The organism is Mesorhizobium sp. PAMC28654, assembly GCF_020616515.1.
Lineage (GTDB): Bacteria > Pseudomonadota > Alphaproteobacteria > Rhizobiales > Rhizobiaceae > Mesorhizobium.
Genome location: NZ_CP085135.1, coordinates 1658057 through 1676561 on the forward strand (window position 1 = coordinate 1658057; position 18505 = coordinate 1676561).

Below are 18505 nucleotides of genomic sequence, written 5' to 3' on the forward strand. Positions count from 1 at the left end.
TCAATGTCTGGATTGACTGTCGTACCGCGCGCGCGAAAAATCCATCGCAAATGCGACCGCTTCGGTGGCCTTTGCAACGCCGAACGGAATACTGCCACTGGCAGGCGGCGCGCCCGATGGATGTTCAAATGCGCCTGTGCCGGGAAAGAGCCCGATAACCATTTCGTGAGCTTTCCGACACGGTCCCTGTTGCCGTCCCCTTGACTTCCAAACCTGTTAACACTTGCACGCCAATGGTCCCTGCACAGGAATCCGTTGGCGAAGGGCCGCCCCAGAAAATGTCGCAGCAGCCGGTGCAAGCCGTTTCAGGCAGACTCATATTGCTGATCAAGGCTGGATACTGGCTGGCGCTGATGATCATCGCCGCCATGGTAATGGCTTCCTTCATCCTTCTCCAGCAGATGATGGCCGCGCAGCAGCACGACAACACATTGCTCGATATTGTCGGCACGCAAAAGGCGCTGTCGCAGCGCATCGTGTTCCTGGCCAGTGCAACGGGCGCTGCTTCGCGTGATCAGCAGCCGGCCCTCGTCGCCGCGCTCAAGCAAGCGACGGGCGAGTTTGAAACAAACTACGATCTTCTGCTTCAACGGACCGCCGCCGATCCGGCGTCACCGGCAAAACTCGATCCAAAATCGATCGAGAGCGTGCTTTTCGCCAAGCCGTTTCATCTCGATTATTTCTCGGTCGGGCTTATCGCCAATGGCGAGCGCCTGGCCTCCGCGTTTGAATCTCAACTCGCCATGCCTGGCGGCGACTACAAGGGCGGCGGCGAGCGCGTCAACCTTGATGCCTCCGTCGCCAACGCCACACTGTCAGGCTATGCCGCACTAGGTCACCGAATCAGCGCCTATGCCCTTGAGAGATCGGACAGACTGCTCGAACTCCACCGCACGCTGTTCTACGCGACCATCGGTGTCATCGTCCTAGTGGCGCTTTTCATCTTCCGGCCGATGTCCAACGTCATTCTGCGCAAGACACATGAACTGGTCGACGCGCGCAATTCCATGGCCTTCATCGCGGTTCACGACGGCCTCACCGGTCTGCACAATCGCAGCTTCCTGACCGATCATTTCGACACGCTGATCAAGGGCGCGCACCGTCGACGGGAGCGGCTTGCCGTGATCCAGCTCGACCTCGACCGGTTCAAGCAGATCAACGACACGCTCGGCCATCCAGCTGGCGACTATGTTCTGGTCGTCACAGCGCAGCGCATGCGCGATTCCTGCCGCGCGTCGGACCTGTGCGTACGGCTTGGCGGCGACGAGTTCGTGATGATCCTCAACGGCGCCGGCGGCACGGAGGACATCAACATGGTCGCCAGACGGATCCTGGCGCAGATCAACGAGCCGATCGTCTTCCAGGGCACGACCATCCTTCCAGGCGCCAGCGCCGGCATCGCCGTCTACCCGGTCGATGCCGACAATGCTGGAGATCTGCTGGTTCACGCCGATCTGGCGTTGTATTCCGCCAAGAAGATGGGGGGCGGCAACTTCTCATTCTTCTCCGAGGAGTTGCGTCGCGAACTCGACTATCGCAAGCAGCTCGAACACGACATCAAGGTCGCCATCGAGACCAAGGCGTTCCAGGTCTATTTCCAGCCGCAGGTTTCGCTCACCAACGGCGCGATCAGCGGCATTGAAGCCTTGGTTCGGTGGAACCATGCCGAACGCGGCATGATCCCACCCGGCGAGTTCATCCCGGTTGCGGAGAAATGTGGTTTCATGCCCGAGATCGGCCGGATCGTCATCACCAAGGCGATCAACGAAGCCGCCGAGTGGAACCGTGCCGGCATTGCCTTCGGCCGGCTCGCCGTCAATGTGTCGGGCAGCGAGTTGCGCGAGCCTGATTTCGACCGGTTCCTGTTCGACACGATGGAAAAGGCCGGCCTGCCACTACAGAAGCTCTCGCTGGAAATCGTTGAATCCGTCATTCTCGACGACGAGAAGACCGGCATTGCCGCGAAGCTACGCCAGATACGCGCGGCCGGCGTGCACCTCGAACTCGACGATTTCGGTACCGGCTACGCGTCGCTCAGCCACGTCAATCCGAACGAGATCGACCGGCTGAAGATCGATCGCCGCTTTGTCCAGAACATCCATGAGAATGGCGACAACTCGAAGATCGTGCGCGCCATCACCGAACTGGCCCGCGGCCTTGGCATCTCGATCGTAGCCGAAGGCGCCGAGACCGAGGCCGAGCTCGATTCGTTGATGGCGATCGGCTGCGATCAGGTGCAAGGCTATTCCATCGCCTTCCCGATGCCACAGGAAAAGGCACGCGAATGGCTGGTCGCGCGGACCCCGAGGAAGGCCAGGTTGACCGTGCTGCAGGGCAGCCTGGCCTGAACGGCGCCGGCTACTTGACAAGCGTGCACGGAAGTGGCGGCGTGTCGTGATCTGACACGGATATTGTGGATGGTAGCACCGCTTCGATTTGCGCTGACGATGTTGCTGTTTCTGGCGTTCCCCGCGCAGGCGGCGCAACGCACCATCTATCTGACCTTCGATGACGGCCCGCTGGACGGAACCAGCAACATCCTCGACGTGCTGGAGGCCGAACAGGTTCCGGCGACCCTGTTCATGGTCGGCATGCATGCGCAGGCGAGTGCGTTCAACAAGGCGCTTGTCCGGCGCGCGAAGAGCCTGCCGCTGGTGACGATCGGCAACCACAGCTACAGCCACGCCAACAATCGCTATCAGCATTTCTATGCGGACACCGAAGGCGTCGTCGCTGACATGCTGCGGGCGAACGTGGTGCTCGGACTGAGACCGCCAGCGCACGCGAGGCTGCCCGGACGCGATGTGTTCAGGCTGCCTTCCATGTCGAAGAACGACACGTCGCTCGGACTGGCCCAGGAAGGCCGGGAGGAACCCGACTACGAATTTGTCGCCGCGTCCGGCTTCTATCTCTATGGCTGGGACCATGAGTGGGTGCACGAAGACAGCGGCAAGCCGGTGCAGAGCGTCGACCATCTTGTGAGCGAGATCGATCACTTGTTCGCCTACGGACGTTTCGTAAAACCTGGAAAGCTGATCCTGCTGATGCATGACGAAATGTTCCGCGACGTATTCGACGGCAAGACGAACCTGACCAATTTGATCGATGCGCTGAAACTGAGGAATTACACTTTCGGCTCGCTGCCGGGCTATGACTGACGCGGTTGTGGAGCCTGAGGTGCGCCAGATCGGTTCATCGTTTCATGGAAACGCCGAACCGCTCTGTCACTTTGTTTTGGCGCAATTCCTGTCGGAAAACCGTTTCACACTTTTCCTGGAATTGCTCTAGATGTGGAGCCTCAACAGGTTGTCCTCGGTCCAGCCGAGGCGGCTGATTGGTGTTAGTGTCTTTAGGCTGCCGTGCGGACGATGCCAATTGTATCTGTGAAGCCAGACTGGAAGCTCGGCTGCACGGCTATCTGAGGTCGGATAGGCGACGGCATAAGCCCACTCCCGCAGGGCGGTCTGAATGAAGCGTTCGGCCTTGCCGTTGGTTTTTGGCGTTTATGGCTTTGTGCGCACGTGCTTGAGCCCGAGCTTGCGGCAGGCTCTGGCGAAGGCCTTCGACCTGTAGCAAGAGCCATTATCGGTCATGACGCGCTCGACGGTGATGCCGAGGCTGGCATAGAAGGCGACAGCCGCCTTGAGGAAGGCGATGGCGCTCTCCTTCTTCTCGTCAGGCAATATCTGTGAGAAGGCCACCCGCGAGGCGTCATCGATGCAGACATGGACGAACTCCCAGCCGATGCCGCGGCTGTTGGATTGTCCTTTTCGGTTGCCGGTGATGCGGTGACCAACGCGCTCGAAACGACCGAGCTTCTTGATGTCGATGTGGATCATCTCGCCTGGATGCTCGCGCTCGTAGCGTCGGACCGGTTCGGCTGGCTCGATATCGCTCAACCGCGACAGTCCGGCACGCTTGAGAGCCCGGCTGACGGTGGCGGGCGAGACGCCGGTTTCCATGGCAATATGCTTGCCGGTCCAACGTTGCCGCCGCAAGGCCACGATGCGCTCGGCGATCGACGCAGCGGTGGCCTGTGGCATATGAGAGGGCCGCGACGAACGGTCGACCATGCCGGCCCGCCCTTCGACCTTATAACGCTCGACCCAACGCGCCACGATCTTGGCCGACACGCCGTAGACGCGCGCCGCATGGGCTTGGGAAAGAGCGCCTTCTATCACCGACAGCGCCATCTCCTCTCGACGCAGCGGCGTGAGACGGGCATTCTTGTGGATGTTCATTCGGACCCTCCGTTGGATGCTGAAGCTTGGTAACTCCAGTCTCCTCGGTCCGGTCCGAATGGACAACCTCCCGAAAGCTCACAGATAGAGCCCATCCCGATGGTATCGGGATGGGCTCTATCTATTTGTTTGAGCATGATCTTTTCCGAAAGCAGGTTTCCACCTTTCGGGATCATGCCCTAACTTCCGACATTGGCGCGCAGTGCCGCCAGGACCTCGGCAAACTCGACCAGCCTTTCGTCCGACAATCCCTTCCGCAGCCGCCTATCGAAGCCAAGCGCGGCCGTGCGCAATTTCAGGAACATCGCCTCCCCGGCTTCCGTCAGTTCGACCTGATGGACCCGGCGATTGGCTGGATCGCGTCGACGCATCAACAGGCCCTGCGTTTCCATTGCGTTGAGATGGTGGGTCAGCGTCGCCCCCTGGATGCCGATCATGCCGGCGAGTTCACGCTGGTTGGCCAGGGCCCGCGACTTGATGGAGAGCAAGGTCAGCCAGACCGGCAAGGTGCCACCGACCTCGACCAGCGCCGCGTCGAAGGCCTGGGCGACAAGCTTGGCGGTCTGGCCGAGATTCATGCCGACTGGCGGGCGTTCAAAAGGTGTCATGACCAGACCCTAGAGCAAGCTATCGGCCGATGGAACCGCGCTGGGTTAGTTGACATCTAATCATTAGATATCTAATTATACTGCAGATAGCAGACGAAAGAGGAATTCGGTCATGCAATTTGTCTACATCGTCGTTTTGGGGCTCCACGTCATGGCCGGCGTGTTCTGGGCCGGCACCACGATCACGCTGGCGCGCGATCCCGCAATCCGGGCTGAGCGGTTCTTCCGGCCGCAAATGGGGTCGGCCGGTGTGGTTTTCCTGACTGGAGCACTGCTTTGGTATTTCTTCCACGGCGCCTATTTCGGCTCGACGGAGATGGTTCTGGCACTGGGCATTATCACCGCATTCGCTGCTGCCGGCGTGCTCGGTGCGCTGGTCGGGTCGGCCAGCCGACAGCTTTCCGTCGCCGATGGCGCGACGGAAGCACACCTACGCACCAGGATGGCCATGGGAGAGCGTATCGCCGCCGGACTGCTGGTCGTCACCGTTTTGTGCATGGCCGTCGCCAGGATGTTCTGAACGTCATTCGACCCGCCGCAGCAATTCGCAAGATGTCATCGGTCAAGAATACCGGTGACTTGCTCGGAGCGCGGACCAAACGGAGTACCCAGGTGGCTCTCCGTACGATGTCTGGCTGCGCGCCACCCTGACCACGAATTGCAGCAACAAGAATTGTTCAGGTCAGTTTCTTTCGCGCCTGTGTTTCGAGCGCCTCCAGGAAGACGGCAGGCTCCCATTTCGCATCAAGCGCCCGGTGGAAAAGCGCCTGCTGGGTTTCCGGCGCCAGACCGCCGAGTGGTGGGTCGCGATCCAGATTGGTCGGGAAGGAATACCCCTCCGCTGAACTGGCTATGGCATTGTCGGCTGCCTCACTGGTCAGGCTGCCATCACCCAACATGCGTTGCAGCACCGGATAGAGAACCGCGCTCATGCGTGCCCGGTCCACGCTTTCCATGGCGCGGCCATAGGCCGAAGATACCTGCAGCAAATTCGCCATACGCTGGATGTCCGCGGAGCGGTTGGTGCCGGCCGCGTGGAACAGAGCGGGATTGAAGAAGGCCGCATCGCCCTTCTTCAATGGCAATTGAACATGATGCTCCGTGAAATAGGCTTGGAACTCGGGCCGGTTCATCGCGAGATATCCGGGCAGATAGGTCTGCGAAAAGGGCAGATAGAGCGTAGGCCCACTTTCAACCGGCATATCGCAATGAGCGACCGCGCCCTGCAGCGTCAACACCGGCGAAATGCGGTGGACGTGCACCGGATAGCGTTCGATGACCGACGCTGTCTGGAAGCCAAGATGATAGTCCCGATGCGCCGACTGGGACGCACCGCCCGGTCTGACATTGTTCACCTGAGAGGTAAGCTGGTAGGCCGGACCGAGCCAGGCTTCCGAAATCAGCGCGATGATGTCATTGCCGTAATAGGCGGCGAACGTCGCGGGATCACGCAGGCAAAGTTTCTCGAGCGCGTTCCATATGCGGTCGTTGGCGCCGGGCTTGGCAAAATGGTCGCCACCGCCCGCCCCGGCGGCGCGCTCCCCGGCGATAATGGCGTTGAACGCTTCCGTCGCCGCATCGATCGGCGCCATATCATCGAAGGCGCCCCGGAAGACGACTACACCCGGACCATCGGTCATCGCCTCGACCCACTCGGCGAGAAGAGCCTTGCGTTGGGCCGGGTCGCCTGCTGCGGCACGCACCGCCGCGCCGTCGTAGATCAGGACGTTCTTCCGCACCTCGGACGCGAACGGATAATCGGCCGGATTTGTCGTCCGTTGCGTCAGCGCGGCAAAGTCGTCGATGTTGCACATGTCAGCGGTGAGCCAGACGCGATCGGCTCTGAGCTTGGCGGAATTGTCGGCCTTCATGGCATCCTCCCTGTGGTCTTGTCTTGACTGGATGGCCGGACTATAGCTTCAACTGAGCTGATCAGCACAGCTGGAACACCTCAAAAATACCTCAGGATTGAGCCTACCGATGTCGCACCCATTCCTGGTCAAGGACATCGCACTACAGGCCGGCGTCAGCATCGCCACCGTCGATCGTGTCTTGCATGGGCGCGGCGGCGTGCGCCAGCACACCATCCGTCGCATCGAGCAGGCGATCCGCGAACTGGAAACGCAACGTTCCCAGGTCGGTTTGTCTGGACGCAAGTTCATTCTCGATCTGGTCATGGAGGCTCCGGTGCGCTTTACCGAAGCGGTACGTACGGCGCTGGAATCCGAGATGCCGAGCCTCCACCCTGCGGTGTTCCGGTCACGCTACCATCTTGCCGAAATGCGAGCGGCGGCCAACACCGTCTCCCTGCTTGAGGAAATCGCGCGCCGCGGCAGCAACGGCATATTCCTGAAAGCGCCGGATTTGCCGGAGATAGCCGCCGCGGTGGACCGGGTCGTTCAGTCTGGAATACCTGTGGTGACACTGGTAACGGACCTGCCGAGCAGCCGGCGGCTGGCCTATGTCGGCGTAGACAATCGCGCCGCCGGCGAAACGGCTGCCTATCTGATCGGCGAGTGGCTGGGTCACGGACAGGCCGATGTCCTAGTCACCCTGAGCAGCAACCGGTTCCGGGGCGAGGAAGAGCGCGAAATCGGCTTTCGCCGGGCGCTACGCTAACACTTTCCCAATCTAGGCATTGTCGACATCAGTGAAGGACACGGCATCGATCGCGCAACGGGCGAACTGGTGCGGGCTGCCCTGACAGATCATCCGGACATCGCGGCCGTTTATTCCATCGGCGGTGGCAATACGTCCATCGTGCAGGCATTCGCCGAATTGAAGCGTCCCTGCAGGGTGTTCGTCGGCCACGATCTCGACTTCGACAATCTCGAATTGTTGCGAGGCCGGCGCATCTCGGCCGCCCTGCATCACGATCTCAGGCAAGACATGCGTATGGCCTGCATCCACGTCATGCGGGCACAGGGTGCGTTGCCTAAATCGATTTCGCCTGGCCCGTCCAACATCCAGGTCATCACGCCATTCAACATACCGGTGTGAGCGACCGCTTTCAGCCCGTCATATCCTCAGGCCAAACCTTATGCCGTCATAGATCGCGGCGTGAATGTTGCGCGAGGCGACCGCGTCGCCGATGCGGAACAGGACGAAGCCGCCTTCAGCATTGCGCTTCGGAAAGATGTCGCCGCCGTTGACCAGCCGTTCGTAGTCGACCGCACCGCCATTCTTCGACAGCGGCTTGAGCACCAGATAGAGGTCGTCGAGCGGCGCCGTGCCATGCTCGACCACCACTTGATCGACCCGTCTCTCGCCGCGCCAGCCATCGGCGAAGTCCGAAGCGAGTTCCGCCACCAGCTGGTTGCCTTCGCGCCGTACTGAACGCAGCCTTGTGTTGATGGTGACGGTGACGCCCTTTTCCTGGAAGGCGCGCATGTAGGGCACGTGGTTCATGCCGCCCATTTCCGGAGCGAAGAACCGCTCGGGCGAGACAAGCTCCAGCCGGGAGCCGCTGTTGGCGATCAGTTCGGCCGCCCCCATGCCCTGATGGCCGCCATTGTCGTCATAGAGCAGCACGTTCTCTGCCGGCTTGACGCTGCCGGCCATGATGTCCCAGCTCGAGGTGACAAGGTTGTCGCCAGCCGCAAGCGGCGGGTTCTGCGGCAGTCCGCCAGTTGCGACCACCACGACATCGGGTGACAGCGCCAGGACGTCGTTCTTTTCCGCCCAGGTGTCGTAACGGATCTCGACGCCCAGCCGTTCGAGCTCGGCCAGCCGCCAGTCGATGATCCCTATCAGTTCCTTGCGGCGCGGATTCTGCGTCGCCAGCCGCACCTGGCCGCCGGCTTGACTTGAGGCCTCCAGCACCGCCACCTGATGCCCGCGCTCGGCCGCGACGCGCGCCGCTTCCAGCCCACCGGCGCCGGCGCCTACGACGACGACCTTCCGCTTCGGCCCCTCCGTCTTCGGGATGATGTGTGGAATATCGGCCTCGCGTCCGGTGGCGGCATTGTGGACGCAAAGCGCCTCGCCACCTTCATAGATGCGGTCGAGGCAATAGGTGGCGCCGACGCAGGGGCGTATCTCGTGCTCGCGGCCTTCCATCACCTTCTTGATGATGTGTGGATCGGCGATGTGGGCGCGGGTCATGCCGACCATGTCGAGCTTGCCGGTGGCGATGGCGTGGCGCGCGGTGGCGACATCGGAAATGCGCGCCGCATGGAAGGTCGGGAATTTTGTCGCCGCCCTCACCTCGCCGGCGAAATCGAGATGCGGCGACGAGCGCATGCCGGTGACTGGAATGACCTTGGTCAGTGCCGCATCGCTCTCGATGGAGCCGCGGATGATGTTGAGGAAATCAACCTTGCCGGAGTTCGCCAGCCGCCGCGCGATCTCGACACCCTCCTCTTTCGACAGACCTTTCTCGAAATCCTCATCCGCCACCATGCGGATGCCGACGATGAATTTCTCACCGACCGCCGCACGCACGGCATCGACAACCATGTTGGTGAAGCGCAAGCGGTTGTCGAGCGAGCCGCCGAACTCATCGTCGCGATGGTTGGTGGCCGGCGACCAGAAGCCGTCGATCAGATGGCCATAGGCTTCGAACTCGATGCCGTCGAGGCCGGCGGACTGGCAGCGCTGGGCGGCCGAAGCATAGTCAGCGATGATGCGCTCGATATCCCAGTCCTCGATGGTCTTGGGAAAAGCGCGATGCGCAGGCTCGCGCACCGGCGAGGCGGAGAGCACCGGCAGCCAGTCGGCCTTGTTCCAGCCGGTGCGACGGCCGAGATGGGTAATCTGTATCATCACCTTGCAGTCATGCTCATGGCAGGCGTCCGCAAGCTCTGAAAGCCACGGCACGATCCGATCATCATAGACATGCAGATTGCCGAAGGCGGCAGGGCTGTCGCGCGACACGATCGCCGAGCCCGCTGTCATGGTCAGCGCCATGCCGCCCTTGGCCTTCTCGGCATGATAGAGCCGATAGCGCTGCTTCGGCATGCCGTCTTCGGAATAGGCCGGCTCATGGCTGGTCGACATGACCCGGTTCTTCAGCGTCAGATGTTTGAGCTGATAGGGTTGGAGAAGCGGATCGTTGCTGGTCATCGTGTTCCTGCTGTTTCAAATTATGCTAATGAACGGCGAAAATCCAACGAGGCCACCGCCCATGACCGTGACAGAAAACCTTACCCAGCTCGGCACTCACGTCGAGACGCCACAGAGCCCTGATCAGGCGGTCCTGGAAACCGTACCGTTTTCGCGCGGCGACGGGCCTCCGGCTATCGTGCGCTTCACCTGTCCGGAATTCACTTCGCTCTGTCCGGTCACCGGCCAGCCGGATTTCGCCCATATCGTCATCGACTACGCGCCGGACACGGCTCTGGTGGAATCGAAGTCGCTCAAGCTGTTCATGACCTCGTTTCGCAACCACGGCGCCTTCCATGAGGAATGCACCGTGATGATCGGCCGGCGCATTGTGGCAGCGACCAAGCCCTTGTGGTTGGGCATTGGCGGCTATTGGTATCCGCGCGGCGGCATTCCGATCGACGTCTTCTGGCAGACCGGCGCCCCGCCGGAAGGCGCCTGGCTTCCCGACACCGGCGTTGCGCCCTATCGCGGTCGCGGCTGAGCCTTCGCGAAAAACGCGTCGCATCAGTTGAGTGGCAGCCGGCGGTAGCGGCCGGGATTGTTCGGGTCGTTGAAATGGCCCATCGGCCCGTGTTCGGCGAAGTGGGCTGACCAGCGCTTCATCGCGGCGGGGTCAAGTTCGACGCCCAGCCCATGTCCCTCCGGCACCCGCACCGTGTTGCCAGTCTGGCGGAACGGGCCGTCCTTGATGACGTCGCCGATCTGCCAGGCAAACAGCGACTGCGAGGCTTCCGTGATCCACGGCGTTGCCGCCACGACATGCAAATAGGCCGAGGTCATGATGCCGAGGTCGTTCGAATAGCACCAGAACCCCTTACCCATGGCCTCGCAGGCGGCGATGAACTTCAATGTCTTCGACAAGCCGCCAAGGGCCGCGAAATTGCAGACAAAATAGTCGGGCGCGCCAAGGGCGACGGCCCGCCTCAGATCCGGAATGTGCGTGGAAAACGGTATGCGCGAATGCTGGCGCAGCGCCGCCATCTCCTCGAAGGTCGCGACCGGATCCTCATAGTTTCGGATGTTGAACGGCTCGATCTCGCGCAACACCCAGCGCGCCGTCGTCAGCGACCACTGCATGTTGGAATCGAGCTTGATCTGCGCCTTTTCACCCAGGGCTTCGCGCAGCATGCGAACAGCCCTGATCTCAAGTTCGGGATCACCCATGATCAGCTTGCCCTCGAAGATGGTGGAGCCATGCTGCTCGCGCATTTTCAGGCAGTAATCGACGATCGCTTCAGGTGACATCTCGCCGCCCGCGCCACCTTGCGCCGGGCGGAACGCAAAATATTCCGAGAAAGGAATGTCCTTTCGCACCGCGCCACCCAGCAGCTTGTAGAGCGGCATGCCGAAGACTTTTCCGCGGATATCCCAGAGCGCCAGTTCGACGGCGCCGAACGCCACCGAAGCGGCGTTCTCGCCGGTGTTGGCGGTGATCTGCCAGGGCGGCACGCAGCGCGCCTCGCAATCGGCGATATCGAGCGGGTCGGCGCCGATCAGCGCCGGTGCGATCTCCGCCTTGATCACCTCGCCGAAATGCCACCATGGCGCTTCGCCCAGTCCGATCACTCCTTCATCGGTCTCGACCTCGATGATCGACTTCGAGGCGCCGCCGAAGAGCCCGGCAGTCCACCAGAATGGCGCGTCCAACGGTATGTTGACGTGCGTGACGCGGATGTTGGTGATCTTCATGGTCCCCCGCTTCATTCACATTGGTACTGGCTGAGCGCCCATTCGCCTGTCACCGACAAGAGGTCCGATATCTTCCAGTCGCCATCAACCTTCTTGAGCTTCCATTCCAGGCGATGCGGATTGCCGGCCACGACGAAGGCGACGATGACCTTGGCCGCGTCGCCATTGACGGATTCGAGCGTCTTGAAGCTCTTGGCGATCGCGTCCTTGTCGTAGTCGGCATTGTCCAGCGCCATGTTGGGATCGAGGCACTCGCCCTGCCCCGACTTTCGCAGCGCATCGCTCTTGTCGAGCACGGTTTTCGCCGGATCGACGAAATGGCCGCGCTGCGCCGGATCAATCTCGAGCCCGATGTGCTCGTAGAACGGCTTGACCACGGCCGTCGGCGAACCCGGCAGGATGGGCGCCGCCGGCGTGTTTTCCGCCGGGGCCGATTGCGCCGGCGGACTTGCCGCCGCGGGTGGATTTGCCGCCGGCGCGCCTAGCAGCCCCTCTGCCGAGGCGCTGCCGCTCAACCCCGCAATGGCGAGACAAATGGCCATCCAAACCTGCGGACAGAAACCGGCCATGACATCACTCCGGGTCCTGCCCCGCGACGCACTCAAGCTTGCTGAGCGTCCAGTCGCTTGTCTTCGAGGCGATGTCGGCGATCTTCCACTTGCCGTCGATCTTCTTCAGCGTCCAATGCATCTCGCGCCCGGCATCGTCACCCTCCGGAAAGAGGTCGAAGCTCGCCGTCACCTCGGCGCTGTCGCCATCAATTTTTTCCTCCAGTTTCAAAGTCTTCGACAGGGTCTTCTGGTCGAAATCCTGCGCATCCAGGCCGGGGTCGAAATCGATGCAGGCGACTTGGTCCGGGTTCTTCTTCGTCGCCTGGTCGTTCAGGTCGAACAGTTTGGTGACCGGTTCGGTGAAGCGCTCCCGGTATTGAGCGTCGGCCTCGAACTTGACCTCCGGCACGTAGAAGAACTTCACCGCATCGGAGGCTGGCCCAGCCAGAGCGGCAGCGGGCATGGCAATAGAAAGAATGGCAACAAGAAGCGGCAGTTTCATGCATTTCCCCAGATGCTGGACGATTGAAGTCAATCAGTACCACGCATCTTGCATATCGGCTTTTTTGCGGCCCATGAAGGCCTGCCGCGCCCTGTTTCAGCTATCCAGCCAGACGTTCTGAAGATCCATCTCGAAGGTCTGATGGACGCCGTAGTTCTTCACCTTCTTGTTCATGTGGCTGTAGAGTTTCTGCCAGTACGGCTGGATGATGACACCGGAATCCTGCAGAATCTGCTCGACATCCTTCATCACCTCGCGCCGCTTGGCCACGTCGATAAGCGAAAGAGCCTGCTTGAGCTTGGCGTCGAAATCCGGATCGAGTAGGCCGATTCATTCCAGGCCTCGCCGGTGCGGTAGCCGAGCGCCAGCACCTGCACGCCGAGCGGACGCATGTACCAGATCGTCATGGAATAGGGATATTTCGTCCAGTCGTTCCAGAAGGTCGAACCCGGCAGCACCGTGCGCTTCACCTTGATCCCGGCATCGCGCAGCTGACCAGCGATCGCGTCGCCAGTGTTCTTCTGCCAGTCGTCCTCGATGGTGATCAGTTCATGCTCGAAATCGGCCTGCCCGGCATCCGCCATCAGCTTCTTGGCGCCGGCAGCGTCGCGCGTCTTCTTGGGCAGCGGGTAATATTCAGGATGGATCGGGCTGACATGGTGGTTTTCACCGACGGTGCCTCGCCCGTTATAGCCGAGTTCAAGCACCACATTGTTGTCCACGGCCATCTGCAGGGCGTTGCGGACCCGCTGGTCATCATAGGGCTTGTGCGTGATGTTGGTCCGGGCAACGAGCGTCGTCGCCGTGGCGACTTCCGACTTCCGCAAGCCCATCTTGTCGAGGATGTCGATGAAGTCGGCAGGGGTCTCGAAATTGACATCGATTTCGCCGGAGTCGAATGCGTTCACCGAGGCGTTGAAGTCGGTTCCGTAGTCGATGAACTCGACGCTATCGAGTGGCGCTTCGCCGCCCCACCACTTGCCATGTTCACGACGCTTGACGACCGCTTTCTGGCCGACCGAATAGGAAACCAGTTCGAAGGGGCCGGTGCCGATCGGCTTGGCGACCGGGTCCGCGCCGTCGGCGTCGAATTTGCGGTGAACCACCAGCGCGGGATAATCGGTGAAATTCGGGATCAGCGAGATGTCGGGCTCGCTCAGCTTCAGCTTGACCGTGTTGTCGTCGACCTTGGTGATCGCGCCGTCCCTCGCCTTGCCAGTCTTGGCGTCGATCAGCGCGCCTACGCGTGCGGCCATGGAGTTGCCGGCGACATTCTTCTCGCACCAGCGCGCCAGATTGTAGGCGACGTCATCGGCGTTGAAAGCATCGCCATTGTTCCAGTTGATGCCCTTGCGCACATGCAGCGTGTATTCGGTGGCGTCGTCATTGACCTCCCAGCTTTCGAGCAGCACCGGCTCGAATGTGAATTGCCTGGTATAGCGCACAAGCGGCTCCAGCCAGCTGCGTGAGATGTTGGCAAGCTCCACCCAGTCGTAAGTGCGCGGGTCCTTCTGCGCCTTCACCGACATCGAGACGTGCAACGTTCCGCCCTTCTTCGGCTCTTCGGCCAAGGCTTGGTCCGGCACGGCAAGGCCGATCATGCCGTAGGCCAGGGCCGTCGACGCGCCAAAGGCGCTTGCCAGGGCCAGGAACTCGCGCCGATCCATGCGGCCCGAGCGCGCTTCTTGCGCCATCGCTTCGATAGCGTTCGGCACGCGATCTCCGTCACTTCTGAAGAGTGTCATTTGTTTCCTCCGCTGTTCCCATTGTTCGGTGCGGGGCGTTGATCGCCCTTCTCGGAATGTTCAGTACCAGGCGTCCGCCATTTCGAGCTTCTTACGACCCATGAAGTCCTGCAGCGCCTCGTCTATCCCTTGGTCGAGCGGCGGCGCCTGGTATTCGGCCAGCGCCTTTTTCCAGCGCCGATTGGCGCGGATGGCGGCATCTTCCGATCCAGCCGCTTCCCACTTCTCGTAGGGTTCGTTGTCGGCGATCTCCGAATCCCAGAACGCCGTCTCGTAATTGGCCAAAGTGTGCGCCGAGCCGAAGAAGTGGCTGCCCGGCCCGACCTCGCGGAAGGCATCCAGAGCGAGTTGGTTGTCGTCGATCTTGACCCCATCGAGATAGGTGTGCAGCGCGCCGCAGAAATCCGCGTCCATGACGAATTTCTCGTAGGACATGGACAGCAACCCATCGAGGAAGCCGGCCGAATGCAGAATGAAATTGGCGCCGCAATGCACCGCCGCCAGCATCGACATGGTGCCTTCATTCATGGCGTGAGCGTCGGGCAGCTTCGAGGTGGTGAAATTGCCTGAACAGCGCAGCGGCAGGTTGAGCCGCCGGGCCAGTTGGCCGATGACCATCGAGCCGATCGCCGGTTCGGGCGTGCCGAATGTCGGCGATCCCGAGCGCAGTGACATCGAGGATAGAAAATTGCCGAAAATGACGGGCGCGCCCGGCCGTTCCAACTGGGTCAGCGCGCAGCCGGCCATGGTTTCAGCCAGCGACTGGGCGATAGCGCCGGCATTGGTCACGGGGCCCATGGCACCGCCGAGGATGAATGGCACGATGACAGCCGCCTGGTTGGCGCGGGCATAGGCGCGCAGCGCCGTGGTCATCGTCGCGTCCCAGACCAGCGGCGAGTTGACGTTGACATTGCCAAGGATGACGCAGTTTTGGTCGACAAAATCGCGGCCAAAGACGATGCGCGCCATGTCGATGGAATCTTCCGCACGGCTCTCCGCGGTCACCGAGCCCATGAAGCCGCGATCGGAGTACTTGATGTGGCTGTAGACCATGTCGAGATGGCGCTTGTTCACCGGCACATCGACCGGCTCGCAGATGGTGCCGCCGGAATGGTGCAGCCAGGGCGAGGACTGCGCCAGCTTCACGAAATTGCGGAAGTCCTCGATCGTGCCGTAGCGGCGGCCCTTGTCGATATCCATGACGAAGGGCGAGCCATAGGCCGGCGAAAAGACGACGCTTTTGCCGCCGATCTCGACCGAGTTCGCGGGATTGCGCGCATGTTGGGTGAAGGTGGCAGGCGCGGTCTTGAGGATTTCGCGCAGCATGCCCGGCTCGAACTTGACGAGCGCGCCATCGATGTCGGCGCCTGCCCGCTTCCAGTGCGCCAGCGCCGTGGGATCGTCGCGGAACTCGATGCCGATCTCGGCCAGGATCCGGTCCGCCGTTTCTTCTATGCGCAACAAATTCTCTTCCGACAGGATGTCGTAGGTCGGAATGTTGCGGACAATGTAAGGCCGGCTGAGCCCTTCCGAGCCATGCGAACGCAGTTCGCGGCGGGCTATGCGGCCACCGCCACGCTCGCGCCGCTTGGCGGGTTCGATCGTGACATCGGCGGCCGGTGCGTTCATGGAACCTCCCTCTTGCTCTTGTGGACAATCTAGCCAGACGAATTTGCGCTGTGACGCTGGAAAATCCTGATCTCTTGTATAAGCTGAGCTTATGCGAAGCCTACGCCATCTGCTGCCCTCGGCCGGCAGCCTGATCGTTTTCGAAGCCGCCGGGCGGCTGTCGAGTTTCACCGCCGCCGGGCGGGAACTCGGCATGACGCAGGCGGCGGTCTCCTATGCCGTGCGTGGGCTGGAGGAACAGCTCGGGGCCAAGCTGTTCCAGCGCCGTCACCGGCAGGTCATCCTGACCGAGGCCGGCGAGCGCTTCCATGCCGACGTCTCGCTGGGGCTCTCCCACATTCGCAAATCGGCCGAGGATCTGCGCCTGCAGGCGACCGGCGGCCATGTGACGCTGGCCGCGTCGACGGCTTTCGGCTCCTTCTGGATGATGCCGCGCCTGCAGCAGTTTCGCGATGAACTGCCTGGCATCGATCTGCGCATCCAGACCGCCGACCGTGACCTCGACATCATCGCCGAGGGCATCCCGCTTGCCGTGCGTGGCGGTGAGCCACGCGACTGGGCGGACTATCATTCGCTGGCGCTGGCCGACGAGGAGATCTTCCCGGTCGCCGGCACCAGTTACCTGGCGAAGTTCGGCATGCCGGGGACCGTCGAGGAACTGGCCACGCACCGTCTGATCCATCTCGAGGAGCCCTACCGCGAGGCGGCCAGCTGGGACGAATGGTTCCAGTCGGCCGGCGGCAGTCTCGACGATACCGCGCGCGGTCTGCGCATCAACGACTATGGCCTGGTTATCCAGGGCGTCATGGAGGGGCAAGGCATCGCACTCGGCTGGCGTCACCTTGCCGAGCGGCTATTGGCGTCGGGCCTGCTGGTGCCGGTGACGGATCATGTGCTGAGAACCGGCAAGGCGTTCTATATCGTCTGGCCGAAGAACCGGGAGCTCAGCGACAATGCCCGCAAGGTCAGGGATTGGCTGGTCGCGCAGGCATAGGCTTGCCGACGCAATCCGGCGCTAACCGGATTGCATCCGCATGCTGAAGGAAATCAGACCGAACCGTCGTTCTTCAGGCCGAGCACGTCGATCTTATCGATGGTCGGCGGGCCAACGAACAGCGTTTCGGCATTGGCCATCAACGCCTTGGCAATCTCGCCGGTGAGATGCGCCTGCCGACCCGCCTCATCGTGAAAGGCATCGAAGACGCCAAAGACGCTGGGGCTTAGCTGAAGCGCGAACCAGATCGGCGTCTTGGCCTCCTGGTTGGCGAGTTGCAGACCGGTCTTGAGGAACGCGGCGACGTCCTTCTCCTTACCGGGCTTGGCTTCGAAGCGTGCGAACAATGCGAGCGTGATCATTTATCTTCTCCTCGTCGTTTGCGCGGCCAAGGCGGCCGTCGAAACGACAGTCACAGCATCGAACCGAAAAACATATTGGCAATAATGACATCTTTGATATCATTATTGCCATGAATATTTCCGTTCTCGCGCTTGATGGCGTCTTCGACACTGGACTGGCCACGATGCTTGACGTGTTCGGCACCGCCAACGAACTGGCTGGGATGCTGGCGTCCCCGACCGGCCGTTTCACCACGACCATTGTCGCGGTGAGTGATACCGTCCACACCGCGCAAGGCCTTCAAGTGCCGGTCGTCTCGATGGGCAGCGAGCCGGACCCCGATTGGTTGGTGATTCCGGCGATCGGCCAGAAGATGCCAGGCCCGCTTGCCGACGCGCTAAAGCGAAGCGATGTCGCCAAAGCGACCAAGGCGTTGCGCGCCGCCGCCGATACGGGCACGCGTATCGGCGCCGCCTGCATTGGCACTTTCATCCTGGCTGAAACCGGCCTGCTCGACCGGCGGCCGTCAACCACGACATGGTGGCTGGCACCCATGTTCCGGCAACTTTATCCGCAAGTGCGGCTCGATGCCTCGCGCATGCTGATCAATGACGGGCAGTTCGCAACCGCTGGAGCAGCGCTCGGTCATATAGATCTTGCCTTGATGGTTATCAGGCAGACCAGCCCCGAGCTTGCGGCGCTGACCGCGAAATATCTGATCGTCGACAGCCGGCCGTTGCAGTCGGCCTACGCCATCTCCGATCATCTCGCCCATTCCAATCCGCTGGTCGAGCGCTTCGAGCGCTGGGCGCGTGATAACCTCGCCGCTGGCTTCAACCTCGACGAGGCAGCCACGGCACTTGGCGCCAGCAAGCGCACCCTGTCGCGGCGTGTCAACGACGTGCTCGGCAAGACGCCGCTGTCCTATTTCCAGGACCTGCGCGTCGAGCAGGCGGTGCATCTGCTGAAGACCACATCGGACAGCGTCGAGCAGATCGCTTCGAAAGTCGGCTATGGCGACGGGGTAACGCTGCGCAACTTGCTGCGACGGCGGCTGCGCAAAGGCGTGCGCGAGATCAGAACGACGAACTGATCCAC

Annotated in this window: 15 protein-coding genes and 3 pseudogenes; 7 read left to right on the forward strand and 11 right to left on the reverse strand. The window is 61.6% G+C overall.

Features of this window, described 5'->3' with window-relative positions:
- Nucleotides 1-162, reverse strand: coding sequence for a hypothetical protein (locus LGH82_RS08505; RefSeq protein WP_227348089.1), 162 nt, complete (start codon nucleotides 160-162; stop codon nucleotides 1-3).
- 116 nt (nucleotides 163-278) lie between these two features.
- Between LGH82_RS08505 and LGH82_RS08510 the strand changes: the two genes are divergently transcribed.
- Together LGH82_RS08510 and LGH82_RS08515 are read left to right on the forward strand one after the other, a co-directional pair.
- Entirely contained in the window at nucleotides 279-2348 is a 2070-nt protein-coding gene (locus LGH82_RS08510) for a putative bifunctional diguanylate cyclase/phosphodiesterase (protein ID WP_319799927.1), read from the forward strand.
- Nucleotides 2349-2417: 69 nt separating this feature from the next.
- A complete protein-coding gene (locus LGH82_RS08515) occupies nucleotides 2418-3158 on the forward strand; it encodes a polysaccharide deacetylase family protein (RefSeq protein ID WP_227348091.1) in 741 nt (246 codons plus the stop codon).
- Nucleotides 3159-3284: 126 nt separating this feature from the next.
- Here the strand turns inward: LGH82_RS08515 and LGH82_RS08520 are convergent.
- Nucleotides 3285-4241: pseudogene (locus LGH82_RS08520) on the reverse strand (IS481 family transposase).
- Between the two features lie 179 nt (nucleotides 4242-4420).
- Nucleotides 4421-4849 carry a MarR family winged helix-turn-helix transcriptional regulator gene (locus LGH82_RS08525; protein WP_227348092.1) on the reverse strand — a complete coding sequence of 143 codons (429 nt, stop codon included), beginning with the start codon at nucleotides 4847-4849 and terminating at the stop codon, nucleotides 4421-4423.
- Nucleotides 4850-4961: 112 nt separating this feature from the next.
- Between LGH82_RS08525 and LGH82_RS08530 the strand changes: the two genes are divergently transcribed.
- On the forward strand, nucleotides 4962-5369 hold the full coding sequence (locus LGH82_RS08530; RefSeq protein ID WP_227348093.1) for a hypothetical protein: 408 nt from the start codon (nucleotides 4962-4964) through the stop codon (nucleotides 5367-5369).
- Between the two features lie 157 nt (nucleotides 5370-5526).
- Here LGH82_RS08530 and LGH82_RS08535 read toward each other — a convergent pair whose 3' ends face one another.
- Entirely contained in the window at nucleotides 5527-6720 is a 1194-nt protein-coding gene (locus LGH82_RS08535; RefSeq protein ID WP_227348094.1) for a phytanoyl-CoA dioxygenase family protein, read from the reverse strand.
- Between the two features lie 109 nt (nucleotides 6721-6829).
- Here LGH82_RS08535 and LGH82_RS08540 point away from each other — a divergent pair.
- A pseudogene (locus LGH82_RS08540) lies at nucleotides 6830-7849 on the forward strand (LacI family DNA-binding transcriptional regulator).
- A gap of 18 nt (nucleotides 7850-7867) precedes the next feature.
- Here LGH82_RS08540 and LGH82_RS08545 read toward each other — a convergent pair.
- Nucleotides 7868-9913 carry an FAD-dependent oxidoreductase gene (locus LGH82_RS08545; RefSeq protein ID WP_227348095.1) on the reverse strand — a complete coding sequence of 682 codons (2046 nt, stop codon included), beginning with the start codon at nucleotides 9911-9913 and terminating at the stop codon, nucleotides 7868-7870.
- 61 nt (nucleotides 9914-9974) lie between these two features.
- Between LGH82_RS08545 and queF the strand changes: the two genes are divergently transcribed.
- Nucleotides 9975-10436, forward strand: a complete 462-nt coding sequence (gene queF, locus LGH82_RS08550; RefSeq protein ID WP_227348096.1) for a preQ(1) synthase — start codon at nucleotides 9975-9977, stop codon at nucleotides 10434-10436.
- A gap of 23 nt (nucleotides 10437-10459) precedes the next feature.
- Here queF and LGH82_RS08555 read toward each other — a convergent pair whose 3' ends face one another.
- The 5 genes and pseudogenes from LGH82_RS08555 to LGH82_RS08575 all read right to left on the reverse strand — a co-directional run bounded on the left by LGH82_RS08555 (nucleotide 10460) and on the right by LGH82_RS08575 (nucleotide 16071).
- Nucleotides 10460-11644 carry a mandelate racemase/muconate lactonizing enzyme family protein gene (locus LGH82_RS08555; RefSeq protein WP_227348097.1) on the reverse strand — a complete coding sequence of 395 codons (1185 nt, stop codon included), beginning with the start codon at nucleotides 11642-11644 and terminating at the stop codon, nucleotides 10460-10462.
- An 11-nt stretch (nucleotides 11645-11655) separates the two neighbouring features.
- The gene (locus tag LGH82_RS08560; RefSeq protein WP_227348098.1) at nucleotides 11656-12213 is read right to left on the reverse strand and encodes a YbjP/YqhG family protein; all 558 of its coding nucleotides are present in this window, start codon (nucleotides 12211-12213) and stop codon (nucleotides 11656-11658) included.
- Nucleotides 12214-12217: 4 nt separating this feature from the next.
- On the reverse strand, nucleotides 12218-12697 hold the full coding sequence (locus tag LGH82_RS08565; RefSeq protein WP_227348099.1) for a DUF3828 domain-containing protein: 480 nt from the start codon (nucleotides 12695-12697) through the stop codon (nucleotides 12218-12220).
- A gap of 96 nt (nucleotides 12698-12793) precedes the next feature.
- Nucleotides 12794-14442 (reverse strand): annotated as a pseudogene (locus tag LGH82_RS08570) (ABC transporter substrate-binding protein).
- Between the two features lie 60 nt (nucleotides 14443-14502).
- Nucleotides 14503-16071, reverse strand: coding sequence for a trimethylamine methyltransferase family protein (locus tag LGH82_RS08575; RefSeq protein WP_227348100.1), 1569 nt, complete (start codon nucleotides 16069-16071; stop codon nucleotides 14503-14505).
- A 91-nt stretch (nucleotides 16072-16162) separates the two neighbouring features.
- Between LGH82_RS08575 and LGH82_RS08580 the strand changes: the two genes are divergently transcribed.
- Nucleotides 16163-17065 (forward strand): LysR substrate-binding domain-containing protein, encoded by a 903-nt coding sequence (locus tag LGH82_RS08580; protein ID WP_227348101.1) that lies wholly within the window; start codon nucleotides 16163-16165, stop codon nucleotides 17063-17065.
- 53 nt (nucleotides 17066-17118) lie between these two features.
- On the opposite strand, the gene LGH82_RS08585 is transcribed toward LGH82_RS08580, so the two are convergent.
- Nucleotides 17119-17427, reverse strand: coding sequence for a putative quinol monooxygenase (locus LGH82_RS08585; RefSeq protein WP_227348102.1), 309 nt, complete (start codon nucleotides 17425-17427; stop codon nucleotides 17119-17121).
- A gap of 110 nt (nucleotides 17428-17537) precedes the next feature.
- Here LGH82_RS08585 and LGH82_RS08590 point away from each other — a divergent pair, with 110 nt between their 5' ends.
- Nucleotides 17538-18500 (forward strand): GlxA family transcriptional regulator, encoded by a 963-nt coding sequence (locus tag LGH82_RS08590; RefSeq protein WP_227348103.1) that lies wholly within the window; start codon nucleotides 17538-17540, stop codon nucleotides 18498-18500.
- The last annotated feature ends 5 nt before the right edge of the window (nucleotides 18501-18505 follow it).